Origin of the sequence: Solibacillus sp. FSL K6-4121 (genome assembly GCF_038002585.1) — a bacterium.
Classification (GTDB): Bacteria; Bacillota; Bacilli; order Bacillales_A; family Planococcaceae; genus Solibacillus; species Solibacillus faecavium.
The window spans coordinates 147,227-171,462 of the sequence record NZ_JBBOCS010000001.1; the positions used below are offsets into that span (position 1 = coordinate 147,227).

Genomic DNA, 24,236 nt, shown 5'->3' on the forward strand with positions numbered 1-24,236 from the left:
CCCAGCTTTACCAAAAGAGAAACATATTTTTTCATTTTTCCTGCAAAAAAACATTTTCACCCTTTCTATTTCCCCATAAATTAGGATATTTTATAATGAGTACAGGAGGTGGAAAAAGTGCAAAAATCAAGACATTATTTACTTATCGAAACACTGATGAAGCGCATAAGAATGGACGATTCAGAGACCTCAGCAATCCAACAGGAATTTTACCGATTAGAGGCCGGCTTATCAGGCGAGCAAAAAATAAAGCGGCTACTAACAGATTTTTATTTTAAATCAGATTTTCACATCTTTTATAATTTCGAATGTAAAAATTCCAACGGCTTTACCCATCAAATGGACGCTTTGCTCCTCACACCAAATTTCCTCTTAGTCATCGAAGTAAAACAAATATCCGGTACCCTATTCTACAAACCTGCCCTACACGAATTTTTCCGCGTACAGGATCAAATGAATGAAAATTTCCCCAATCCATTTGACCAAGCCTACCGTCATCAGCTATTCCTGGAGCACCAGTTAAAGACTTGGCAACTATCCATTCCCGTTTACCACATCGTCGTTCTAGCCAATTACCGCGCAAAGCTCGATGAGTCCTTAAACAATTTCCCAATCATGCATATGAGCGGCATCCCAAGATTTATTGAAAAGCTCTATAAACTACATCCAAAACCCCGTGCACATCTTACTTTTCTGCAAAAACAATTCCAACAATTATACGAACCGCTCCCCCCACGCAGAACGATAGAAAAGCACCGCCTCCGCAACGGCGTTCTATGTAAGCAGTGCGATTATGTAAATGAAATGCACTATAAGCAAGGCTATTTTATCTGCCCTGTCTGCCAAGTAAAAAGCAAAGAAGCCTTATACGAAACTTTTTTACAATACCGCACCTTAGTCAGTCCCCGCATCTCCAATAAAGCGTTCCGCGAATTTTTCAAAATCCCCTGTATCCATATCGCATCCAAACTATTAGCCAAATCCGGCCTCGAAAAGCATGGGACGAATAAAGGGACATACTATATCATTCCGGAGAAGTTTGACTGATCATTGAAGGGACTTTTACTATGAAGTCCCTTCTTTTTATGCAATAAAAAAAGTAGCACAATGGCTACTAATTTACAAAATACAATATTACAAAAATTAAAAGCAAAACGATACCCAGTGGAACAGAAATTTTATCTATCATATTTTTCTTGCGAATAAAGCCACCGTACGCTAATAAAGCTGAAGCAATCGCAAAAATGATATAGTCGTATCCAGTAGGTTTAAACATAATCAATAAAAAAATCGCGAAAAAGCCGATGAGTACAGCAAATACCCATTTTCTATCTATTTTTTCCATAAAGTAATAAACATCCCTTTTATTTCATTTATAGTAACAATACCATAATTATATTAAGAAAACATTAATACATAAGAAATACTTGAATCCCCTGTTCACGGATTTTCTAATATATCGCGAAATGTTCTAATATAAATTTATTTGTTCTAATAAATTGCCGATCTTCTAATAAAAGTTCCCATTGTGCTAATAAGTGCTCCACATGATCAAATAAAACTCGAAAATGTGCTAATAACCCCTCACTATTTTCTAATAACCCATTTCAATCTTCTAATAAAAATCCGTGCACCCATTTCCCAGCCCTACTCAATGTAGTGACAAACCCTAAATCCACGCATCTTCTAATATCCCCCGCACTTCTTCTAATAACCAGCAAAAATTTTTCAATAAACATACTCAACCTTCTAATAAAACCGCCCCACCCCCACAAAAAAACAGCACCGGCAATAATCCGATGCTGCACACCCAACGAAGAACCTTAATTCCCCACAGGCTTACTATTTTTCACAAAGAGTGAACCTACTAACCCGATCACAGATACTACACTTACTACGATGAACGCTGTGTGTACACCGTGCGCGAGCATTTCTCCCGGTAATGCATTGCTGAACTTTTCAGCATAATTTTCCTGCCCAATAGTGAACAGTGTAATCGCGACCGCTGTACCTGAAGCACCTGCAATTTGTGTTAATGTATTCAATGCAGCTGAACCGTCCGCAAATTTCTGTGGCGCTAATGAGTTCATCGCATTCGTTTGCGCCGGCATAATGGTCATCGATACCCCTACGAAAAATACACATAAGTTAACGATAATAATCCAAGTTGCCGTTGTAGCCGAAATTGTCGTTAAGAATACAACCATCGACACTAAAATCATCGTAAATCCAATGCGTGTGAAGATTTTTGCTCCCACTTTATCGAAATTAGCACCAACGATCGGTGACATAATAATATTTAAAATATTCCCTGGCAGCATACATAAACCTGCCGTTAATGCTGCGAAACCTAATACCGTTTTCAAAAACATTGGTACTAATATTGCTACAGATAAAATCATGAACATGGACGCGACCATTAAAGCGACACCTAAACTAAACATCGGTGACTTGAATACCGATAAGTCGATCATTGGCTCCTCCATTTTTGTTTGGCGAATACCGAATACTACTAATAACACTAATCCCACTACAAGCGGTACCCAAACGATCACTTCTGTAATCGATTGCTCAGCCAATGAAGCGAGTGCAAATACAACACCACCGAAACCAAATGTCGAGGCAACTAATGATAACAAATCAATTTTAGGTCGTGTCACATTTGAAACGTTGTCTATTTTATTCCATGCTAATAAAATTACGAGCGCATAAACAACCGCCATGATCCAGAAAATATATCTCCAGCTAAGTGAAGAAACGATTAACCCTGCAATCGATGGCCCTAATGCTGGACCTGCAGTTAAAATAACCCCTACAATCCCCATTACTGCGCCTCGCTTTTGCACTGGGAAAATCAACATCACAACACTAAACATTAATGGTAAAATCATACCCGTTGCAACCGCTTGTACAAAACGACCGACTAATAGAACCGTAAAATTCGGTGCTAACGCGCCTAATAACGAACCGATAATTGCAATGACCATTGCCGCCACAACTAATTGACGCGTTGTAAACCAACGTACTAAATACGATGATAATGGCACTAATACTGCTAAAACTAAAAGATAACCCGTTGTTAACCACGCCGCTGATGCCGCGGATATACTGAAATCATCCATAATATTTGTTAACGCCATGTTTAAGGCTGTTTCACCGAATAGACCTAGGAACGTCCCGATCATTAATACCGCTGCCATACCTTTAGGGCTTTTAACATTGAAAAAAGGTGCTGCCACTTCTGTTTCCTCCTGTACTATAAAAACTTATTTATAAAGATGATAATTGCTTCCTATCATACTTTTGCTGTTATATAACGTTTGCTTTGCTTTAACAGCACGCTTTACAATATACCAAATTTTTTCATAGAAATTCAATCATTTCAGGAGAAAAATTAGACCATTCATTATAATTGTGAACACCTAATATCCATTTATAACCTTTTATGGTGCTATGCATCGTAGACAGTTACTTCCATTTCCGATTTGAAAACGATTGCAAAATTTTAATCTAAATTTGAACAAATGGTGACAAAAGTTGATACATCAACATTTACCGCGCTTTGCTATGATAAACGTTCATTTTGCAACACTTCTTTATCCATTTCCCCTCAAAAAAATATCAATTGTGAACAAATTGACTTAAAAAAACCGCTAAGACAATTTCGCCTTAACGGTTCACTTATATTGCGCAAGTATTGCTGGGATTACTTTACTTATATTTAATAACGGTTCATTTGACCGCTGTGATAATGATAACGTTACCGCACCTTCAATCATCGCACTGACAGCTTTACTAATGATGACAGCCGATTCATCGCTATAGCCGTTTGAAATGAGCTTCGTATAATAAATCGATTCCCAATACTTATACGTATCTCCGCATGCTTTGCGTAGACGTTCATTCATAAAAGCCGATTCCGCCGCCAACAAACCAAAAGGCATAATCGTAAATGAATGCTCCTCAAGGCCACTTTCCATATCAAATAACTCAGCCATTGCTAAAATATGTGCATTTAACGCAGCCTCTACGTCCTCAAATTCATTCATATAACGCTGAATGGAGGCACCAATTCTTCGCTTCGACAGCTCTATCGCCGCCTCCGCTAATTGCTCCTTGCCTTCAGGAAAATAATGATAAAGCGAACCTTTAGGCGACCCTGATTCCTGAATAATTTGATTTAAGCCTGTTCCGTGAAACCCCTGAAAATAAAAAAGCCTTGTCGCTGTTTCTAAAATTTTATCCTTTGATTGCTTTGTCATGCTGCCCTCCAAAATTATAATGATCGGTCTAATTAATTTATACTTTTCGGTCTAACCTTATCACATAATATCAAATGACGAAAAGCATTAGTCAAATGTTCACAAAATCTCTACAGTTCCCTTTCCTGCTTACTCTCTGCTGGATTCATACAAACTATTAAAAATTCAAATCGTTTACATAATTATTAGAATATTATAAAATAGCCTAATCATAAGTATATCACTAGGCTTTATATACCATTATTGTGGAGGCGATACATTATGGAACAACAGCCAGTTTCCATCAAACCATATTCGATGGAATACATGACAGCAATGCTTTTCACTCACATCGAGACGAATGCCAAAGAAGCTTTCGGGCAAGAAGTCATTCCGCTCATACAAAACGCCGTTCGCTCTTTTGGCTATTATAATGCGGAGCAAATTGCCAGAAAAGCAACGTTGGAAGGTTCTATTCACTCACTTTACGACTACATTCCCACTGACCATCAAACGACGGACAACTACGAAAATGCCACACCTTTTGCCTTATTCGCCAAGCTGTTTGCACAAGTAACAAAGCAAATTGTAGACCGCTACGGTAATGAAGGTGAAGAAGTAATTAAGAAAAGCGTATGGCAATTCGGCCAAAAACGTGGTCGGGGCATTGCACAGCGCGCTCGCTTAAACGGGCAGGAAAACACGGTTGAGAACTATATTCCAAACTATGATATGGGACGCAGCGAGCTATTTATAATGGAAGATAACTACACGCCAAACGAATTGGAGCAAACTTTTACAGGCTGTCCACTCGGTCAACAATGGGCTGACGACAATATGCACGAATACGGCATTTTGTACTGCCAAGTCATTGATAACTCCATTGCCTATGGCTACAACAACAAATTTGACGTTATACACGACCAGTATTTACTCCGTGAAGGTCAGTGTCACTTCCGCTTCAAAATGAAAGAGAAAGGGATTGATCCTCTATATGATTAATGAAGAACGCTTACTGCTGCATCTAACTGAACTTGCCAAAATTGGCTCTACTCCCGAGGGAGGGGTCAATCGCTTTTCATTTACCGCGGAAGAAATGGTAGCGAATCTCTATATTAAGCAACTAATGGAAGCAGCCGGAATGACAGTATCTACTGATGCAATCGGCAATATTATAGGTGAAATAAACAGTCATATTGATGCCCCGGCCATCTTGTTAGGTTCACATATTGATACAGTTCCAAACGGTGGACATTATGACGGTGCGCTAGGCGTATTAAGTGCAATTGAGGTAATTCATACACTTCAAGACAACGACATCCCATTAAAACGACCGGTAAAGGTAATCGCCTTTAAGGATGAGGAAGGGACACGCTTCCAGTTTGGTATGATTGGCAGTCGTGCAGCTGCCGGAACATTACAGCTAGAGGAATTACAGCGTACGGATGAAGAAGGTATTTCGATAGCAGAAGCGATGCAGCAGGATGGGCTAGATGCATCAAACGTGGCAGATGCAAAATTATCGAATGTAGAATGCTATGTTGAATTGCATATTGAACAAGGAAAAGTGCTAGAAAAGACAGATGTAGGTGTCGGGGTTGTAACAGGCATTGCCGGACCACTTTGGCAGCAAATTACTCTTACCGGTACAGCTGAACACGCAGGCGCAACACCAATGGCACTAAGACAGGATGCTTTAGTAGGCGCCAGCCTAATCATTGCGAAAATTGAAGAGCTTGCACGCCAGTATCCTGCAGCAGTTGCAACGGTCGGAAAGCTATCCGTATCGCCAAACGGAGTCAATGTCATTCCCGGAGAAGTCACTTTTACGGTCGATATTCGCGATATCGAAGAGGAAGTCCGAAATACATTGGAACAGGAAATCCACCACGCAGCTCAAGCCATTGCCCAAGAGCGCCAACTTACTTTATCAATTGAAACATTGCAAAGAGTAGCACCAGTTAAATGTGATGCCGAAATCCAACAAATTATTGCACAAGCTATCACAGACAATGGACAGCAAGTCGTCCATTTACCAAGCGGTGCCGGACACGATGCAATGCAATTTTACGGACAATTCCCAGTAGCAATGATTTTCGTCCGCTCAAAAGACGGCATCAGCCATAACCCAAAAGAATTCACCTCAACCGAAGATATCATCGCAGGAGCAAATGTTTTAAAACAAACTTTACTTGAACTTGATCAGCGATAACCACAGTGAAACCAGCGACCTCTAGGGGACAAAGTTAGCTAGAGCCGTGCCCGGGGAAAGCATCGGTCCCGGAATGGAAATCAACGGTTCAAGGTTATAATAATTATTAAAAAGGCCGGGACATATAAATGCCCCGGCCTTAACTCATTCATTATTTAATATTATAGAAAGACTTTAATCCTTCAAAACGGCTAGTGTCGCCTAATTGATCTTCAATGCGTAGTAATTGGTTGTACTTCGCAACGCGGTCTGTACGAGATGGTGCACCCGTTTTAATTTGACCCGCATTTGTTGCAACTGCAATATCAGCAATTGTGTTGTCTTCTGATTCGCCTGAACGGTGAGAAATTACTGCCGTGTAGCCAGCACGTTTCGCCATTTCAATTGCTTCGAACGTTTCAGTTAAAGTACCGATTTGGTTTACTTTAATTAAAATCGCATTGCCAACGCCCTCTTCAATACCACGAGATAATTTCTCAGTATTTGTTACGAACAGATCGTCACCTACTAATTGTACGCGGTCACCGATACGCTCTGTTAATAGCTTGTGGCCAGCCCAGTCATTTTCGTCTAAGCCGTCTTCAATTGAGATGATTGGGTATTTAGAAGTTAACTCCTCGTACCAAGCAACCATTTCTTCAGATGTTTTTTCTACACCTTCACCAGCTAAAACGTATTTGCCTGTTTCTTTGTTGTAAAGCTCAGAAGATGCAACGTCAAGTGCGATGCGGATATCGTCACCCATTTTGTAGCCAGCTTTTTCAACTGCTTCGATAATAACAGTGATTGCTTCTTCGTTTGAGCTTAAGTTTGGCGCGAAACCACCTTCGTCACCTACTGCTGTGTTGTAGCCTTTACCTTTTAAAACTGCTTTTAAGTTATGGAAAACTTCAGTACCCATACGTAATGCTTCTTTAAATGATTTCGCACCTACTGGCATTACCATGAATTCCTGAATGTCTACGTTGTTGTCTGCATGCTCACCACCGTTGATGATGTTCATCATTGGCAATGGTAATTGTTTTGAATTGAAGCCACCTAAATATTGATATAAAGGAATATCTAAGTAATCAGCAGCTGCATGTGCTACAGCCATAGAAACACCTAAAATTGCGTTTGCACCTAATTTACCTTTGTTGTCTGTTCCGTCAAGTTCGATTAACGCTTGGTCGATTACAACTTGGTCCAATACAGAATATTGACCTTCTAATTCTTCAGCGATAATTGTGTTTACGTTTTCTACCGCTTTTTCAACACCTTTACCTAAGTAGCGGCCTTTATCTCCGTCACGTAATTCCACTGCTTCATATTCACCAGTTGATGCACCAGATGGCACGATCGCACGGCCAAATGCACCTGATTCTGTGAATACTTCTACCTCTACTGTTGGGTTACCGCGAGAGTCTAATACTTCACGAGCGTATACTTGAGTAATGAATGGCATAATTAAAAATCTCCTCTGTCAATAAATTTATTAGGTGCTTGCACAATGACAAGCAATATAATTAACCGCGCGAATTACTTTTCGTTTGGCATAACTAACGATTTCCCTGTCATCTCGGCAGGTTGGTCAATCCCAAGCAAATCCAGCATAGTAGGTGCTAAATCTGCTAAAATTCCATCTTCATAAAGCATCACACCAGGCTTTGTCACAATGACCGGCACTGGGTTTGTCGTATGGGCTGTCATCGGCTGATTATCCAATGTCACAACTTCATCCGAGTTGCCATGGTCTGCAGTAATAATTGCATGGCCACCTTTTTCTGCGATCGCATCGACGATTTTACCTAAGCACTCATCGACTGCTTCAATCGCTTTAATCGTTGGCTCCAGCATGCCTGAATGCCCTACCATATCCGGATTGGCAAAATTTAAAATAATTGCATCGAATTTATCTTCTGCAATGGCATTCAATAAAGCATCCGTTACTTCATAAGCACTCATTTCAGGCTTCAAATCGTATGTCGCTACTTTCGGAGAAGCGATTAAAATACGCTCTTCCCCTACAAAGGTAACTTCACGACCTCCACTCATAAAGAATGTCACATGCGGATACTTTTCCGTTTCCGCAATGCGTAGCTGTGTTTTGCCTGCTCTTGAAATGACCTCACCAAGTGTATTTACAAGGTTGTCATTCTCATAGGCAACTTCAGATACGACATCTTCACTATAATGTGTGAAAGAAACAAATTTTAAGTTTTGTGGATGGTTTTGTGATAACGGAATGCCATCACAATTTTCACTTGTAAACACTTGCGACAATTGAATCGCACGGTCCGGACGGAAGTTGAAAAAGATAACCGCATCATTCGTATCAATTGTAGCGACCGGCTTACCTTCTTCTGTCACAACAAACGGAACAACGAACTCATCATGCAGATCACGCTCATACGAAGACTCTACACCGGCAGTAGCAGAAGAAGCAGTCTGTCCAACTCCATCGACTAAGGCGTTATATGTCAATGCGACACGCTCCCAGCGACGATCTCGGTCCATTGCATAGTAGCGGCCATGAATCGAGGCAAACTTCCCTACACCGATTTCCGTCATCTGCTTTTCTGTTTCTAGAATATAGTTAAGCGCTGTCGTCGGACCAACATCACGACCATCGAGGAAGCCATGGACATACACTTCCTCCAGATTATTTGCCTTCGCTAATTTCAATAAGGCAAACAGATGCTCATAGTGACTATGTACGCCACCATCTGAAAGCAGCCCCATTAAATGCAGCTTTGAACCATGCGCTTTTGCATGTTCAACAGCAGCTAAAAATGCTTTATTTCTGAAAAAATCACCTTCACGAATCGATTTATGGATACGTGTAAGATTTTGATAAACTATGCGCCCTGCACCGATGTTTAAGTGACCTACTTCAGAGTTCCCCATTTGGCCCTCTGGCAGACCTACAGCCTCCCCGCTCGCTGTTAATGTAGCGTGCGGGTAAACATTCCAGTAGCGATCGAAATTCGGTTTATATGCTTGGGCAACGGCATTTCCTTTTACTTCATCACGAAAAGCAAAGCCGTCCAAAATAATTAATGCAACAGGTTGTTTAGGCATTTGCTGCCGCCTCCAATAACTTCATAAATGATGCCGGATCTAAGCTCGCTCCACCTACTAAGGCACCATCAATATGTTCTTGCGCTAATAGCTCTTTAATATTTTCAGGCTTTACGCTGCCACCGTACTGAATACGTACTTTTCTAGCAGTATCTTTGCCATATAACGTTTCGATCGCTAAACGAATTGCACAGCATACCACATTAGCATCTTGAGCCGTAGCCGTTTTACCTGTTCCGATTGCCCAGATTGGCTCATAAGCAATGACCATATGTTCAACCTCGATCGGTGCAAAGCCTTCCAACGCCTTTGTAATTTGTCGTGCTACCTTTGCCTCTGTCTGTTCCGCTTCACGCTCTTCTAACGTTTCACCACAGCAAATAATCGGTACAATTCCTTGACTAAGAGCTGCTCGAATTTTTTTGTTAATCGCTTCATCCGTTTCGTTAAACATTTCACGACGCTCTGAATGCCCTAAAATAACGTAATCTACATTAATATTGGCAAGCATCACAGGACTGATTTCACCTGTAAATGCACCTTCATTTTCGTAATGCATATTTTGTGCGCCAATTGCCAGGCTTGAATCCTCTGATGCTACGACAAGCGTTGGTAAATATAGTGCTGGTGCACAAATGACTGCATCCACTTTATCAGGAGATGGGATCTCTTGCTGAATCTCTTCCACAAAGTCCACTGCCTCATCAAATGTTTTATACATTTTCCAGTTTCCTGCTATGATCGGTTTTCTCATTCAAAACCCTCCAGTTTTTAATTATTTTGTTCGTTAACACTAACTGTTTTCCGCTAAGGCGGACGCTTTGAGTCAGTGTTGACACAAATAATTATTCTATAAATTATTTATCGTTTAACGCAACAATACCCGGTAATTCCTTACCCTCCATTAACTCTAATGAAGCACCGCCGCCTGTTGAAATATGGTCCATTTTAGATGCTACTTCGAATTTCTCTACCGCTGCAGCTGAATCACCGCCACCGATAATTGTGTAGCCATCTGTTGTTGCCATTGCATCTGCTACTGTTTTTGTACCATTTGCAAATTTCTCCATTTCGAATACACCCATTGGTCCGTTCCAAATGATTAATTTTGATTGCTTAATGACTTCTGCATAGTTTTCCGCAGTTTTTGGTCCGATATCAAGTCCCATCCAGTCAGAAGGAATCGCATCGATTGCAACTACTTTAGTGTCAGCATCTTTTGAAAATTCGTTCGCTACGACTGCATCAACTGGCATGTGCAGCTGAACGCCTTTTTCTTTTGCTTTTTCGATAAAGCCTTTTGCCAACTCAATTTTGTCTTCTTCTAGCAATGACTTTCCGATATCATGACCCATTGCTTTTACGAATGTGAATACTAAGCCGCCACCGATAATCAGGTGGTCTACTTTATCTAGCAGGTTTTCAATAACACCGATTTTATCTTTAACTTTTGCGCCACCAATAATCGCTGTGAATGGACGCTCCGGATTTGATAAAGCTTTCCCTAATACGTCTAATTCTTTTTCCATTAATAAACCTGATACAGCTGGTACATGCTTCGCAATACCTTCTGTTGAAGCGTGTGCACGGTGAGCTGCACCAAATGCATCATTTACGTAAAGGTCTGCTAATTTTGCAAATTCTTTTGCCAATGTCTCGTCGTTTTTCTCTTCGCCTTTATGGAAGCGTACGTTTTCAAGAAGAATGATGTCGCCATCTTGCATATTGTTTACCGCTGCTTCTACATCTGTACCAATTGATTCATCAAGCTTCGAAACAGGCTTGCCCATTAATTCAGAAAGACGTTCACCTACTGCTGTTAAACGCATATCTTCATTCACTTCACCTTTTGGACGACCAAGGTGTGAAGCTAAAATAACTTTTGCCCCTGCACTCACTAATTGCTCAATTGTTGGAACGGCTGCACGAATACGCGTTTCATCCGTAATTTTGCCTTCTTCCATCGGTACATTAAAATCAACACGTACAAATACGCGCTTCCCTTTTACATCTACATCATTCATTGACTTCTTTAAAAACATAAAGAAAATCCTCCTTTAAATTCGATCGTGAAATTATTGTGTGGATAGTATACTCGTTAGTTAAAATAGTATCAAACTTCAATAATGCTGTCTTGTGTCGCCTCTGATTTCCCTCGTATTCGCTAATATTTATGACGAAGATGAATCATTGCGCTTAAATCTCTAAACAATATGTATGTACCCAATTTTCTTATATTCAAAAAAAGAGCGGTCGGGTAATTCCCTGCCGCTCTTTTACCCTTATACATTATAAGGTTTCTACCTTTTAAAGGCTATACTTTTTATGTCAAATTCTAATTAATATGTCACATATTTTCTTCATTCCTCAAAAAGTATGTCACAATTAGTTTTTGTCAATTCCTTGCTCAGCAATATATAATGCTAGATCCATTAATCGAGTAGAATAGCCGATTTCATTATCATACCAAGCGACTACTTTTGCCATGCGGTTTTCCATAACCATTGTCGATAAGCCATCGATTGTTGATGATGCCGGATTGCCGTTATAGTCAATCGATACTAACGGCAATTCATTGTAGGCAAGAATTCCTTTTAAGTCGCCCTCTGAAGCCTCTTTTAATGCAGCATTGATTGAATCAGCTGTTACGTCTTTATCCAACTCTACAACTAAATCGACACAAGATACGTTCGGTGTTGGAACACGCATTGAGAAGCCGTCCAACTTGCCTTTTAATTGTGGCAATACTTTCGATACTGCAACCGCTGCACCCGTAGTTGTCGGAATCATTGATACCGCGCCAGCACGTGCACGACGTGGGTCTGAGTGCGGGAAGTCAAGGATACGCTGATCATTTGTATACGAGTGAATTGTCGTCATCATACCGCGCTTAATACCGAATTGTTCATCCAATACTTTTGCCAGCGGTGCTAAACAGTTTGTCGTACAAGAAGCGTTCGAGATAACATCCTCTGATGGGTCATAATCAGTATGGTTTACGCCCATAACATAAGTTGGCATATCGCCTTTTGCTGGTGCTGAAAGAATCGCTTTTTTCGCACCGGCTTGAATATGCTTCTCTACTTCTTCCATTGAACGCCATCTACCCGTACATTCTAAAACAACATCCACACCAATTTCGCCCCATGGTAATTTTGCAGGATCTTTTTCTGAATACACTTGAATGCGTTTGCCGTTTACGATAAATGCATCATCTTCCGCCTGAACATCTGCATCGTATACACCATGTACTGAGTCATACTTCAATAAGTGTGCAAGCTGTCCGGCATCTGTTAAATCATTTACTGCAACAACTTCAAATTCCTCGTGCTTCATTGCTTCACGGAATACTAAACGTCCGATTCGACCAAATCCATTAATTGCTAATTGTAATACCATGTGAAATTCCTCCAATATATTTATTATTTAAACAGTATGTGTAATGGACATACTTTTAAAAACAACTTATCTTTCTAGAATTGTATTTGCGGTTTGTTCATCCGTAATTAAAATCGTCTGCTTTACTGCATTTTTGAAATAAGCCTGAATTGCAGCTGCCTTGTTACTGCCTGCCGCAATCGCAATGACATGTTGCGCCTTATTTACATGCTCAAGCTGAATACCGATTGTACGTAAATGATGAACAATATCGCCATTTTTATTGAAATAATAGCCAAACGCTTCTGCAACGGCTCCCTTTTGTTCAAGCAGCTGCTGCTCCTCGTATGTGCTATTGCGACGAAGTGCCATTTCCTGAGCGGCTCCAATGCCATGAACGACAATATCCACCTGCTCATACAGTTCAATCATTTCTTTAATGATTGGCTCATCCTTCATCGCTTCATAAGCCTGCTCACTTAAATGCTCCGGTAAAAATAAAGTACGATATTTTGCGCCACACCTTTTAGCAAACTTGGAAACAACCGTATTCGCCTGGAACGTCATCTCGTCACCCATACCGCCTCGTGCTGCGATAAAACTCGCATCACCGAGCACCGTGCCTGCTGTTAAATACTCTTTCATCGAGGCAACACTGCTACCGCCCGTCACAGCAATTTGATCTTTACCTTTAGCGAGTTGCTGTAACATCTGTGCCGCTTCTTTACCGAGCTGTTGCTTTACAGTCATATCCTGTTCCGCATCACCCGTCACAATAATAACGCGTGCAATCCCGAATATCTCTTTAAGCTGTTGTTCCATCGCCACAATACCTGACAACTCCCGATGTAATTCGGAAAGCTGTTCTAATACTTCATACCCTTTTGGCGTACAAATCATGCCCTTTTTCTGAATCGAAATCAATTGCTGCTCACTGAGGACGGTTGTTTCATTACGAATATCACGCTCTGTCATCTGAAGCTGCTCGACTAAAGCACGCCTACCAATCGGTCCGAATGTCGCTAAAGCCTGCAATACTCGAAACCTCTTTTGAAAGAGCTTATCGATTTCAGGCATTAGTTTGCGCTCTGCTGCAAAAAACGAAACATCAGTCAAAAAAACCACCTACTCGACTATATTGGACAATTTTTGTCCCGCGTATTATTTTTTAGTCCCACTTAGAGCAAAAAAAATAATTTCTGTCTTTATTATAAAATGCATAATGTTGTTTTGCAACTTATATACTTGTCGGAATTATTTCTTTCAACAAAAATAAGGCGCTCACCTCAATCTCCGAGCGCCTCATATAACGTTGCATAATCAAGCTGTCCATACTGAATAACTTCCCCATCCCGCTCAACAACGGGAATCATCAGCATATATTTCTCATGCACTGCATCATCTTCCTCAATATTATAGTGCTCAATTGTAAAGTCGATATCTTCCTGAACAATTTTCAACGTATGAAGCCCTTCCACACAAAGCTCACAGTCTGGTTTTGAGTAAAATTTAATAATCATAGTATTTCCTCCCTTTTTTACTATTATAGCCGGGGAAAATAGAAATGGGGGAAGCTTTTATTAGAAAATCTTTGCAACATATTAGCGCTTCCAGCTGACATATTAGCACTTTCATAACACTTATTAGCAAATGAACCCCACTTATTTGAACATCTAACACTTTTATTAGCAAATCAACATTTTATTAGAACAATCGCATCACATATTAGAACATCCCCGGCACTTATTAGAAAACCTCCACCGCCTGCTGCACACCACACCTCAAAAAAGCACCTCACCCCGAAAGAGTAAGATGCCCATCCTAAAACCTAAAACTTCCTGCCAGCCCCGCCGCCGAATGATCCGCCACCGCCGAAGCCACCAAATCCACCGCCAGAAGAGCCGCCACCTCTACCGCCGAAACCTCCGCCAAATGCACCAGGGAATCCGCCGCTACGGTATACACGTCGAGCAGTACGTCTACGTCCACCTGGACCGCCGCCACCGCCAAACTTCGTAATGAGGTAATAGAGAATAATAATAAAAATAATAAAGCCAATGGAAATGCCGTCATCATCACCCGATGAAACAGGCTTCACTAAATCAGCCCCACCTGCTTCACCACCCATTTCCTCATAAAAAACAGAGAAAATATTCGCAAAAGCACTCGTATAATCCCCATTCATTAAATAAGGAAACATATATTCATCAATCATACTGCCGAGTTTGCCGTCCGGGTAATCACCCTCTAAGCCGCCGCCGACCGTAATCCATACATCATTTTCCCCTGGACCTTGCTCAGTCGTAGCGAAAATCAGCATCCCGTTATTCTCGTTCGCACCACCGATTCCCCATTGCCGAATCGTTTCCGTTCCGAATTCATACGCATCCATTCCACCGATCGTATCAATGGTCATCATGACGATTACATTGCCAGTTGAACCTTCCAATGCTTTTGCGGACTGAATCAGCTGTTGTTCCACATCATCAGATAGTACATTCGCATAATCATAAACGTAGGAATTATAAGCCGGCTTCTCCGGTATAGCGGCCATCACCTGAAGCGGTACAGCTAGGAACAATATGAAAAGCGAGACAATCCATCTCATACGCAACCCCCCTTTTTGGAAATTTCGCCTCTATTAATCAAAATCGACAGCCGGTGCTTCTTCCACACCTTCTTTAATTTCAAAGTAATCTTTTTGCTCAAAGCTGAACATGCCCGCGATTAAGTTTCCTGGGAATCGACGCACAGTATTATTGAATTGCTGAACCGTATCATTATAATCCTTACGCGCTACCGCCAAACGATTTTCTGTCCCTGCCAGCTCATCCATTAAACGTGTAAACTGCACATCGGATTTTAAAGTCGGGTAATTTTCAATGACTACTAATAATCGGGATAATGCCGAAGATAAATCATTGTTCGCTTCCGCTGCTTCACCAACTGTATTGGCATTGCCATATTGTGTACGCGCATTCGCAATTTGAGTAAAAATCTCCTCTTCCTGCTTCGCATAACCTTTTACGGTATTCACTAAGTTCGGCACTAAATCAAATCGACGCTGCAGCTGGTTTTCCACTTGCGCCCATGCTGCATCCACCGTTTCTTCCCCACTCACTAAATTATTGTATTTCGGTACGACGATCATTGCCGCAATGACAATCACTACAATGATGGCAATGACCGTAATTAAACCAGCACTGCCTCTTTCATTTTTAGAATACATTTTGTCTCATCCCCTCTTTCTAAAAAAATGCGTATAAAATTTTCATTCACTTCCACAATAAGAGCGTACGAAATTCTTATTATGGAGGTTACTGAATGTTTACCCAATCATCCCAATCACAAGACAACCAAATGCCTTTCTCAATGAATCATGGTGCCCATGAATTACTGGATGTTCATGAAGTGCTAGGCGCTATGATCGGTGGATTAAATCAATACGTTTTATTACGTGACCAAATTCAAGACCCAGAGCTACTCTCTATTATGGATCGACAATACCCATTTATGCTTGATGAATACAATCTTACAATGGAAGCCTACAAAACAGGCCACGATCCAAAACACCCAACTCGCAGCTACAATATGCAAATGGGCAATGATACAAACTACGGTTTGACACCAGGCGAGCCTAAAAAACCAATTACTTCTGCTAACGAAATTAATGACGCGATCATTTCAAGCTTCATGCTGAGCTGCCATAAAGCAGGAGCAGCTGGTAAAACGGCTGCAGCTTTAGAGTCTACAAATCCAGTTGTACGTCGTGTGCTACAGGACTCTGTACCAAACTGTATCGAAATGGCCTACGAAATCTCTTTGTACCAAAACAAAAAAGGGTATTATCAAGTACCACAACTTTCGCAGCAAGATATGAATACGATGCTCAATATGTATGGGCAGGCACAGCAAGCTAAAAATATGCCTAACTAATCCCCAATAAAGTATTCGGATTAATTCTTCCATTAATTATTGGCTTTGAATTAATAATAATACATTTTTTTTGTGGATATCCAATATTTACTTGCAAAAATTAAAGAATATACTTCCCCAAACGAACAAACACTAATAATGGTGTTGTATCACCTACTACGATGAAGGAGGGGCTTTTATGAAAAATATTCGTGAAGGTTTAATTCCGACTGTACTTGGATCAGCTGTAACTGCAACAGGGTATGCGATGAAACAAAAAATCGGTACGAACAAGATGCTTGCCAATACCATTTTCGGTTTCGGTCTCGCCCATATGGTATTGGGTGCAATTGACCTTGTAGAACATCGTAAGTAGAAAGAGCAGGTACAACTGCTTTTGACGAGGAAGCTGGCTCAAAGGATAACCATATTCTTTGCAGTCAGCTTTTTCTTTATATAAATAAAAAACGCCCAACTTTCTATGGCACTTAGAAAGTTGGGCAATTTATCAAATCATTTTGTAGCCGCACTCCTCACAGAATTTTTTCGATTCATCGTAAAACTCATTACAATTCGCACAAATATACGTTTGCGTAACCTCGATAATATCTGTAGAGTCCACTATCATCTCCTCTTCAGCACCCGCTGCCTTACTGCGTTCATTTAATTCTTCAATATCCTGTTCCAGCATCGCAACAGCCTTTTCCTTCGCTTCAATTTGCATAAGCTGATAATTCACCATACTCACCGAAAATAAGGTGTTCCGATTCAGATTAACAATTTCCCCAATTTCCTGTTTAAGCAGTTTTATCTCTTCTTCAATCGCAGCAATCTGCTTACGTATTTTTGATCGATCTACAGCAAAAGACGTCTTGTTGCTTAGTGTCGTGACTTTCTCGTTTACTTTATCCTTCCACTTCTTAAATGTTCCCTTCTTTTCTCCCATAAAAGCCCTCCACTTCAATAAAAAATTTGCCTGAACCCGACTAGTGCATCCACTGTATTTTTCACAATATGTATTAACATGTCGAAATATGCTTTACGAAAAAATAAGGGTAGGATTTCCCGTTATTTAAAGGAAACAACCCATTTTCAGCTAAAATAAGGGTACAAACTCCCGTTATTTTAAAAAAATCCATGTATTCCAGCCTCGCACAAGCAAATAAGGGGAATTTCTCCTCTTATTTTTGGCCACTTACACTTGATATGCCCAAATAAGCGGAACTCCTCCCTCTATTTTTCTCCAACAAAAAACAGGCGCATCTCATATAAGAAATGAAATGCGCCTGTTCACCTATTTAACTTTGTAATTGCTCGTATAATTTACTGGAGAAATATTTCCGCGCATCCGCCATTTTAATATGCAGCATACGCTCTTCGTTGCTCTCTTCATTAATAAAAGTAACGAAGGCACCTTCTAAATTTTCGTGAATGCTTTTAAAAATATAATTATCGGCCAGTAATTCATCAATCTGTAAAATTTCCTTTGCCACAAATTCATATTCTGACATCGTCGCACCCCATTTACATTTTAATCTGTAGAAGCAGTTTGTTGAACACCAATCGGTTCTGGCGTCACATCAATCTCCCAGCTGCGTCCCGCTGTAATGCCTAAATACTCCTCATCACTCGGATTCGTAATTTCAGCTTGCGGATACTTTTTGAACCACCAGAATTTCGCCAGCACATAATAGATTGCCGCCCCTACAAAGAAGCCGATTAGTGAAGAAAACGATGGCCAAATATTCGCGATCAACCCACCAAGTACCCACGCGATAATCCCCGCTACATTGACACCTTTTAAATATTGATATTGACCGTCTGTTTCATATAGATCCTTTACATTTACTCGTCGCTTACGAATTAAATAATAATCGGCAAATAAAATACCAACAATTGAAGAAAGGATACCGCCGACAACGAGCAGTACGCTATTTAAAATATCAAACAAGCTCCACGGTTGAACAATCGTCCCGACAATACCGGCAATGACAACACCTACCCAGAACGGTACTTTCGGGCCACCGATATTAGAGAAAATCGTCGCAGCCGGAATAACGTTTGCGGAAGTATTTGTCGACCATTGAGCCAGTACGATCATCGATAATAACATTACAAGGACAATGCCACCTGCAGCCTGCTGTAGTGCGTTAATCGGGTCACCTGAACCGGTAGACATATAACATACCGCACCGATTACAATCATCAGCGTATTAAAAATTGGCTGAACAACAAGTGAACCTAATAACTGCGTTTTATTTCGCTTGAACCAGTTACGTTCATTTTTCGGTGCTTTAAAGTGACGTGAAAGGGTTGGCATATCAGCAGCTAGTGTTGCCCAGAAGCCCATAATCGCCATCGCGACAATCATAAATGCCGTAAACTGTTCAAAACCTGTTTGCGGTGCTTCCACCCAAGACCATACCGCTTTTCCTTGTGCCTTTGCTTCAGCCGATAATTGTAAGTACATCCAAATTGAAATAAAGATAATGATCGGTGCAGCAAAATCAGCGAAACGCTCAATTGATTTAATCCCTAACGATACATTGAATAACTGCAATGTCGCAAAGACAATAAAGCACACAAACCAATTATCGAAGCCTATCATAATATTTAAAATTCCATTGATTGCAAGGGCTCCGAAATACGTATTAATACCAAACCAACAAGATGCCGTAAATGCACGTGCAAATGAAGGAAGATGTGTTCCAATCGTTCCGAACGGTGCACGCATATACACCGGAAACGATAAACCGTGTTCTACACCGATATCGCCGATAATCACCATGAAGATACCAATTAAAATCGAACCTACCAATGTCGCAAGGATCAGCATCGGCATACTTAAATTCACAATCCCGCCAGCACCGATCGCAAATGCGGCCAGTACAATCGCCATCCCTACCCAGATCATACCAAAGCCAAGCACTCCAATACTGCGATTCTCATGCGAGACAGGAAGTAAATCAGGTGATTTCAAATAATTATTACTCGAGCTTTTTGGATTGGACATCGCTACACCTCTCATTATTCAATTTTTGGGTCCACAGGACGTGGGTCAGCCAGCCGGTATCACTCGATGCGACTTTGCTAGGCTGACATGTATTTCTTTAAAAATGTTTACCAAAGGACTACCTTGCAATAGTTGAACTGTTCGCTGCAAATCCTGCAATTAACGACTGTCTTTCATTCCATGTCATAGGTGGCTGTGTAGGCACCAATTCCTTCATCGTAATAGCACCTTCTGCCGGACAAACGATTGAACATAAGTTACAGCCTACACAATCTTCCTCCCGAACTTTCAACATCGGACGACCGTCTTCCGTATACAGATCGATACATTGATGCGATGTATCTTCACACGCAATATGGCACTTATTACAGTTAATGCAAACATCATTATTAATCTCTGCTACAACTTTGTAATTTAAGTCCAGATCGCCCCAATCTGAATACTTCGGAACCGTTTTTCCAACGAGATCCATGACCGAGTCTAAGCCTTTGTCATCTAAATAGTTGCTTAAGCCATCAATCATATCCTCTACAATGCTGAAGCCGTGGTGCATAGCTGCTGTACACACTTGCACGCTTGTAGAACCCATCAATATAAACTCAGCAGCATCCTGCCAGTTTGAAATTCCGCCAATACCTGAAATCGGTACATTAATATACGGATTTCTTGCACATTCACCAACCATGTTCAGCGCAATTGGCTTCACCGCTGGACCACAATAGCCTCCATGAGCACCTTTGTTTCCAACATGCGGAATTGTATTCCAAGAGTTTAAGTCAACGCCCGCCAAACTATTGATTGTATTAATCATACTTATCGCGTCCGCTCCACCACGTATCGCCGCTTCTGCTGTTACCGTAATATCAGTAATATTCGGCGTCAGCTTAACAATGACCGGTACTTGAGCATATTCCTTCGCCCAAAACGTCTGCTTTTCCACCAGTTCCGGCACCTGACCAGAAGCGGCACCCATGCCACGCTCGGCCATTCCATGGGGACATCCAAAATTTAATTCGAAGCCATCGACCCCGACATCCTGTACTTTTTTTACAATTTCATGCCATTTTTCAGCTTTTGGCTCGACCATTAACGAAGCAATGATCGCATGATTCGGGAATCGTTTTTTCGTTTCGTAAATTTCCTTCAAGTTCACTTCAAGCGGTCGGTCGGTGATTAACTCAATATTGTTAAATCCTGCCACCTTTTGACCATTAAAACTGACAGCTGCAAAACGGGAAGAAACGTTTAAAATAGGGTCCCCCAACGTCTTCCAAACAGCGCCGCCCCAGCCTGCTTCAAAAGCACGCTGAACTTGATAGCCCGAGTTAGTCGGTGGTGCAGATGCCAGCCAAAATGGATTCGGTGACTTTATTCCAGCAAAATTTATACTTAAATCAGCCATTTGAATACCCCCTATGCGATCTCTGAATTTGCGTTTAGTTCATAATGAATTGCGTATGCCGAATCTTTCCCTTGCTGTGCCGCGGATACAACAGTCGCTTCACCGTACCCATTGCCGTAAATTACATCACCGCAAGCATAAATTTTCGGATTCGATGTCTTTAAGCTATTCATCTCGACATCAATGACCCCACGAGTATTCGCCAGCCCTAGATGTTCAATCAGCTCATACTGCTTCGCTTGACCAATTGCCCGAATGACAGCATCCGTTTCAATTACAAATTCAGACCCCGGAATCTCCGTTAACGTACCTTTTCCATTCTCGATTTCCGTTAGCTTCATCTTAATGCATTCCAAACCGATTACTTTGCCGGCTTCGTCCCCGATAATTCGCTTCGGTAACGATAACCATCTAAATTCAACACCGTCCTGCTTAGCAAAATCATATTCAAAGTCATAAGCCGTCATTTCTTTCGATGTACGGCGGTAAACGATCTGAACTTGTTCTGCGCCTAGCCTTACTGAACATGTGGCCGCATCAATCGCAGTATTACCGGCACCGATCACGACTGCTTTTTTGCCTAGCATTTTATCTGTAAACGAAGCTTTCGATTCTTTTACAAAATCAATCGCATCATAGACACCTTCCAAGTGTTCGCCCTCAATATTGAGCATCGGTACTTTCCCCATCCCAACAGCTACGATGATGCGGTCAAAATTAGCTAGAAGTTCATCTACTAGGACATCTTCACCGATTTTTGTATTCGTTTTAATTTCAACACCAAGATTTTGTACTTGCTGCACTTCCCATTCCACAACATCCTGCGGCAAACGGAATGAAACGATTCCGTAATAATTTAAGCCCCCTGCTTTTTCATCCGCTTCGTAAATTGTCACACCATATCCTAATAACGCCAATTCACGCGCAGCAGATAATCCAGCAGGACCGCTACCGATAATCGCGATTTTCTTGCCGTTTGCAGGTTTCGGTGTAAACAACTTCACATCGGTTTCACGAAGCCAGTCTGTTGCATAGCGCTGCAAGTGACCAATCTGTATTGGCTTTTCTTCACTGTTCAACACGCAAGCTCCCTCACAAAGCTCGATTGTCGGACATACACGTGCACAGCTTGCTCCTACTGGGTTCGCTTCCATAATGACACGTGCAGAGCCCTTCATATTATTCGAGGCGATTTTCTTTATAAAGCTCGGAATATTAATGCTTGTCGGGCACGCTTTAACACACGGTGGATCATAGCAATACAAACATCGATTCGCTTCCACGGTTGCTGTGTATGTTGTTAAACCACCAAATATTTCTTCAAAGTTTTTCGCTAAACTATTGCTCATTTCATAACAACCCTCTCCAGTTTGATTTGTTATTACTTTTTCAGCTGATTATTAGTTCTATGAAGTTACTTTAGTGGTACTCTTCACTTCGCGGCGAATATACTCACCACTTCCAAGCTTGCCGACGAACTTTTTATCTTGAATGACATAATCGCCACGCACTAACACACTTATTGGCTCACCCGTTACTTCCAGCCCTTCAAATGCGTTGTAATCCACATTCATATGGTGTGTTTCTGCCGAGATTGTCCGTTTCACTGTCGGATCGAATAATACGATATCCGCATCCGAACCAACTGCAATTGTCCCTTTTTTAGGGAACAGTCCGAAAATCTTCGCAGACTGCGTTGAAATCATATCGACAAATTCATTTTCCGAAATACGGCCTTTCGCTACCCCCTCTGAATACAGTACGGAGAAGCGATCTTCAATAAACGGTCCACCATTCGGAATTTTTGAGAAGTCATCCTTCCCTAATGTTTTCTTGCCATTGAAGCTAAATGAGCATTGGTCCGAGCCAATCGTTTGCAGCTGCTTCGCTTTCAACGCATTCCATAATACTTCCTGATGCTCTACTGGACGCAGTGGCGGAGACCATACATATTTTGCCCCTTCAAAGTTCGGCTTTTCCAATGCTGTCTGATCCAATACTAAATACGGTGGGCAAGTTTCCCCTAACACGTTGTAGCCTTTATTACGCGCTGCGATGATTTCATCAACCGCCTCTTTACACGTAACATGTACAACATAAAGCTGTGCACCCGCTAAATTCGCTAGCTCAATTGCACGCTTCGTCGCTTCTCCTTCAACTTCTGGAGGACGAGTCAGTGCATGATAAATCGGTTCTGTCTGCCCATTTGCCTTCGCCTCTTCTACTAGCTCATCGATAACAGACCCATTTTCACAATGCACCATAACCGTCGCACCTAATTGCTTCCCGACTTTAAATGCCTGGAATAACGTACGATCTGTCGCCTGGAATTCCTTTGCATATGCTAAAAACACTTTGATCGAGCTAATCCCGCCTCGTTCCAGTGCTTCCGGTAATTCCTTTAAGCGCTGTTCATTCAAATCACCAATCATTAAGTGGAAGCCATAGTCGATCACGGCCTTGTCCTTCGCTTTGCCATGCCAAGTATCAATCGCATCCATCAATGTCGGAGAGCCTGCACTAATACAAAAATCAATAATTGTCGTCGTTCCACCAAATGCTGCTGCAATGGTACCTGATTGCCAATCATCATCTGTTACCGTATTGTTAAACGGCATGTCCAAATGTGTATGAGGGTCAATACCACCCGGAAATAATAGCTTTCCTGTAGCATCAATAATTTCTGCATCCACGTCTTCGATTCTTGCCGCAATCTGCTTAATCACGCCATCCTCAATCAGCACATCACCTTTATACGTGTCTGTAGCCGTAACAATTGTTCCCCCAGTAATGATCTTTTTCATAGTAAACCCTCCTATTTTTCTAGTAATTTAGCTAAGTTCTAGAAAGAACCGATGAAACTACATTTAAATCTGAATTTTCAATAAATTTAAGTCACAGTTAGAACTAAATAATACGATTTTGATTTTTGGTATATTTAACTTTTGAGAAGCATATAATTAAATATATATTATTATATGTTATTTTTTATAACATAATATCTAATTATTCTAA

The 24,236-nt window shown here is 41.2% G+C and carries 23 protein-coding genes; 5 read left to right on the forward strand and 18 right to left on the reverse strand.

All coding sequences use genetic code 11. From position 1 onward, the window contains the following. Window positions 1-117: 117 nt before the first annotated feature. A complete protein-coding gene (locus MHH95_RS00820; RefSeq protein ID WP_340726077.1) occupies window positions 118-1,047 on the forward strand; it encodes a nuclease-related domain-containing protein in 930 nt (309 codons plus the stop codon). A gap of 67 nt (window positions 1,048-1,114) precedes the next feature. On the opposite strand, the gene MHH95_RS00825 is transcribed toward MHH95_RS00820, so the two are convergent. From MHH95_RS00825 to MHH95_RS00835, 3 genes are all read right to left on the reverse strand, one after another. After that, on the reverse strand, window positions 1,115-1,345 hold the full coding sequence (locus MHH95_RS00825; protein WP_340726078.1) for a hypothetical protein: 231 nt from the start codon (window positions 1,343-1,345) through the stop codon (window positions 1,115-1,117). Between the two features lie 478 nt (window positions 1,346-1,823). After that, window positions 1,824-3,239: a DHA2 family efflux MFS transporter permease subunit gene (locus MHH95_RS00830; protein ID WP_340726079.1), complete on the reverse strand. Its 1,416-nt coding sequence runs from the start codon at window positions 3,237-3,239 to the stop codon at window positions 1,824-1,826. 438 nt (window positions 3,240-3,677) lie between these two features. Then, window positions 3,678-4,262 carry a TetR/AcrR family transcriptional regulator gene (locus tag MHH95_RS00835; protein ID WP_340726080.1) on the reverse strand — a complete coding sequence of 195 codons (585 nt, stop codon included), beginning with the start codon at window positions 4,260-4,262 and terminating at the stop codon, window positions 3,678-3,680. 261 nt (window positions 4,263-4,523) lie between these two features. Between MHH95_RS00835 and MHH95_RS00840 the strand changes: the two genes are divergently transcribed. Then, the gene (locus tag MHH95_RS00840) at window positions 4,524-5,243 is read left to right on the forward strand and encodes an L-2-amino-thiazoline-4-carboxylic acid hydrolase (protein ID WP_340726081.1); all 720 of its coding nucleotides are present in this window, start codon (window positions 4,524-4,526) and stop codon (window positions 5,241-5,243) included. Then, on the forward strand, window positions 5,236-6,453 hold the full coding sequence (locus tag MHH95_RS00845) for a Zn-dependent hydrolase (RefSeq protein ID WP_340726082.1): 1,218 nt from the start codon (window positions 5,236-5,238) through the stop codon (window positions 6,451-6,453). Before MHH95_RS00840 ends, MHH95_RS00845 begins: the two co-directional genes overlap by 8 nt. A gap of 151 nt (window positions 6,454-6,604) precedes the next feature. Here MHH95_RS00845 and eno read toward each other — a convergent pair whose 3' ends face one another. The 9 genes from eno to MHH95_RS00890 form a co-directional block, all read right to left on the reverse strand. Continuing rightward, the gene (gene eno / locus MHH95_RS00850) at window positions 6,605-7,897 is read right to left on the reverse strand and encodes a phosphopyruvate hydratase (RefSeq protein ID WP_191699573.1); all 1,293 of its coding nucleotides are present in this window, start codon (window positions 7,895-7,897) and stop codon (window positions 6,605-6,607) included. Window positions 7,898-7,971: 74 nt separating this feature from the next. Next, window positions 7,972-9,513, reverse strand: coding sequence for a 2,3-bisphosphoglycerate-independent phosphoglycerate mutase (gene gpmI / locus MHH95_RS00855; protein WP_340726083.1), 1,542 nt, complete (start codon window positions 9,511-9,513; stop codon window positions 7,972-7,974). Beyond that, window positions 9,506-10,267, reverse strand: a complete 762-nt coding sequence (gene tpiA, locus MHH95_RS00860; RefSeq protein ID WP_340726084.1) for a triose-phosphate isomerase — start codon at window positions 10,265-10,267, stop codon at window positions 9,506-9,508. Before tpiA ends, gpmI begins: the two co-directional genes overlap by 8 nt. Window positions 10,268-10,370: 103 nt before the next feature. After that, complete coding sequence (locus MHH95_RS00865) at window positions 10,371-11,555, reverse strand: phosphoglycerate kinase (RefSeq protein ID WP_340726085.1); 1,185 nt, start codon at window positions 11,553-11,555, stop codon at window positions 10,371-10,373. Between the two features lie 343 nt (window positions 11,556-11,898). Next, window positions 11,899-12,912, reverse strand: coding sequence for a type I glyceraldehyde-3-phosphate dehydrogenase (gap, locus tag MHH95_RS00870; RefSeq protein ID WP_339214001.1), 1,014 nt, complete (start codon window positions 12,910-12,912; stop codon window positions 11,899-11,901). Between the two features lie 66 nt (window positions 12,913-12,978). Next, entirely contained in the window at window positions 12,979-14,016 is a 1,038-nt protein-coding gene (locus MHH95_RS00875; RefSeq protein ID WP_445682984.1) for a sugar-binding transcriptional regulator, read from the reverse strand. A gap of 161 nt (window positions 14,017-14,177) precedes the next feature. Further along, complete coding sequence (locus MHH95_RS00880; protein ID WP_340726087.1) at window positions 14,178-14,411, reverse strand: glutaredoxin family protein; 234 nt, start codon at window positions 14,409-14,411, stop codon at window positions 14,178-14,180. A 308-nt stretch (window positions 14,412-14,719) separates the two neighbouring features. Continuing rightward, a complete protein-coding gene (locus MHH95_RS00885) occupies window positions 14,720-15,499 on the reverse strand; it encodes a TPM domain-containing protein (protein WP_191699567.1) in 780 nt (259 codons plus the stop codon). Between the two features lie 33 nt (window positions 15,500-15,532). Beyond that, window positions 15,533-16,120, reverse strand: coding sequence for a LemA family protein (locus tag MHH95_RS00890; protein ID WP_191699566.1), 588 nt, complete (start codon window positions 16,118-16,120; stop codon window positions 15,533-15,535). 95 nt (window positions 16,121-16,215) lie between these two features. On the opposite strand from MHH95_RS00890, the gene MHH95_RS00895 reads away from it, so the two are divergent. Together MHH95_RS00895 and MHH95_RS00900 are read left to right on the forward strand one after the other, a co-directional pair. After that, window positions 16,216-16,827 carry a spore coat protein gene (locus tag MHH95_RS00895; protein ID WP_340726088.1) on the forward strand — a complete coding sequence of 204 codons (612 nt, stop codon included), beginning with the start codon at window positions 16,216-16,218 and terminating at the stop codon, window positions 16,825-16,827. 178 nt (window positions 16,828-17,005) lie between these two features. After that, window positions 17,006-17,182 (forward strand): asparagine synthase, encoded by a 177-nt coding sequence (locus MHH95_RS00900; RefSeq protein WP_340726089.1) that lies wholly within the window; start codon window positions 17,006-17,008, stop codon window positions 17,180-17,182. A gap of 132 nt (window positions 17,183-17,314) precedes the next feature. Here the strand turns inward: MHH95_RS00900 and MHH95_RS00905 are convergent, their stop codons facing one another. The 6 genes from MHH95_RS00905 to hydA all read right to left on the reverse strand — a co-directional run bounded on the left by MHH95_RS00905 (window position 17,315) and on the right by hydA (window position 24,025). Continuing rightward, window positions 17,315-17,752 carry a nucleotide-binding protein gene (locus tag MHH95_RS00905; RefSeq protein WP_340726090.1) on the reverse strand — a complete coding sequence of 146 codons (438 nt, stop codon included), beginning with the start codon at window positions 17,750-17,752 and terminating at the stop codon, window positions 17,315-17,317. A 352-nt stretch (window positions 17,753-18,104) separates the two neighbouring features. Next, window positions 18,105-18,317: a hypothetical protein gene (locus tag MHH95_RS00910; protein WP_340726091.1), complete on the reverse strand. Its 213-nt coding sequence runs from the start codon at window positions 18,315-18,317 to the stop codon at window positions 18,105-18,107. Window positions 18,318-18,337: 20 nt separating this feature from the next. After that, window positions 18,338-19,819: an NCS1 family transporter gene (locus tag MHH95_RS00915; RefSeq protein ID WP_191699558.1), complete on the reverse strand. Its 1,482-nt coding sequence runs from the start codon at window positions 19,817-19,819 to the stop codon at window positions 18,338-18,340. Between the two features lie 118 nt (window positions 19,820-19,937). Further along, a complete protein-coding gene (gene preA, locus MHH95_RS00920; RefSeq protein WP_340726092.1) occupies window positions 19,938-21,221 on the reverse strand; it encodes an NAD-dependent dihydropyrimidine dehydrogenase subunit PreA in 1,284 nt (427 codons plus the stop codon). Between the two features lie 11 nt (window positions 21,222-21,232). Continuing rightward, window positions 21,233-22,570 carry an NAD(P)-dependent oxidoreductase gene (locus tag MHH95_RS00925; RefSeq protein ID WP_340726093.1) on the reverse strand — a complete coding sequence of 446 codons (1,338 nt, stop codon included), beginning with the start codon at window positions 22,568-22,570 and terminating at the stop codon, window positions 21,233-21,235. A gap of 57 nt (window positions 22,571-22,627) precedes the next feature. Further along, the gene (gene hydA, locus MHH95_RS00930) at window positions 22,628-24,025 is read right to left on the reverse strand and encodes a dihydropyrimidinase (RefSeq protein ID WP_340726094.1); all 1,398 of its coding nucleotides are present in this window, start codon (window positions 24,023-24,025) and stop codon (window positions 22,628-22,630) included. Between the last annotated feature and the right edge of the window lie 211 nt (window positions 24,026-24,236).

Coding starts and splice junctions, on each gene's coding strand:
- MHH95_RS00825 (WP_340726078.1), bottom strand. CDS start 1,345: ATGGAAAAAATAGATAGAAAATGGGTATTTGCTGTACTCATCGGCTTT.
- MHH95_RS00835 (WP_340726080.1), bottom strand. CDS start 4,262: ATGACAAAGCAATCAAAGGATAAAATTTTAGAAACAGCGACAAGGCTT.
- MHH95_RS00840 (WP_340726081.1), top strand. CDS start 4,524: ATGGAACAACAGCCAGTTTCCATCAAACCATATTCGATGGAATACATG.
- MHH95_RS00845 (WP_340726082.1), top strand. CDS start 5,236: ATGATTAATGAAGAACGCTTACTGCTGCATCTAACTGAACTTGCCAAA.
- eno (WP_191699573.1), bottom strand. CDS start 7,897: ATGCCATTCATTACTCAAGTATACGCTCGTGAAGTATTAGACTCTCGC.
- gpmI (WP_340726083.1), bottom strand. CDS start 9,513: ATGCCTAAACAACCTGTTGCATTAATTATTTTGGACGGCTTTGCTTTT.
- tpiA (WP_340726084.1), bottom strand. CDS start 10,267: ATGAGAAAACCGATCATAGCAGGAAACTGGAAAATGTATAAAACATTT.
- MHH95_RS00865 (WP_340726085.1), bottom strand. CDS start 11,555: ATGTTTTTAAAGAAGTCAATGAATGATGTAGATGTAAAAGGGAAGCGC.
- gap (WP_339214001.1), bottom strand. CDS start 12,912: ATGGTATTACAATTAGCAATTAATGGATTTGGTCGAATCGGACGTTTA.
- MHH95_RS00880 (WP_340726087.1), bottom strand. CDS start 14,411: ATGATTATTAAATTTTACTCAAAACCAGACTGTGAGCTTTGTGTGGAA.
- MHH95_RS00885 (WP_191699567.1), bottom strand. CDS start 15,499: ATGAGATGGATTGTCTCGCTTTTCATATTGTTCCTAGCTGTACCGCTT.
- MHH95_RS00890 (WP_191699566.1), bottom strand. CDS start 16,120: ATGTATTCTAAAAATGAAAGAGGCAGTGCTGGTTTAATTACGGTCATT.
- MHH95_RS00895 (WP_340726088.1), top strand. CDS start 16,216: ATGTTTACCCAATCATCCCAATCACAAGACAACCAAATGCCTTTCTCA.
- MHH95_RS00900 (WP_340726089.1), top strand. CDS start 17,006: ATGAAAAATATTCGTGAAGGTTTAATTCCGACTGTACTTGGATCAGCT.
- MHH95_RS00905 (WP_340726090.1), bottom strand. CDS start 17,752: ATGGGAGAAAAGAAGGGAACATTTAAGAAGTGGAAGGATAAAGTAAAC.
- MHH95_RS00910 (WP_340726091.1), bottom strand. CDS start 18,317: ATGTCAGAATATGAATTTGTGGCAAAGGAAATTTTACAGATTGATGAA.
- MHH95_RS00915 (WP_191699558.1), bottom strand. CDS start 19,819: ATGTCCAATCCAAAAAGCTCGAGTAATAATTATTTGAAATCACCTGAT.
- preA (WP_340726092.1), bottom strand. CDS start 21,221: ATGGCTGATTTAAGTATAAATTTTGCTGGAATAAAGTCACCGAATCCA.
- MHH95_RS00925 (WP_340726093.1), bottom strand. CDS start 22,570: ATGAGCAATAGTTTAGCGAAAAACTTTGAAGAAATATTTGGTGGTTTA.
- hydA (WP_340726094.1), bottom strand. CDS start 24,025: ATGAAAAAGATCATTACTGGGGGAACAATTGTTACGGCTACAGACACG.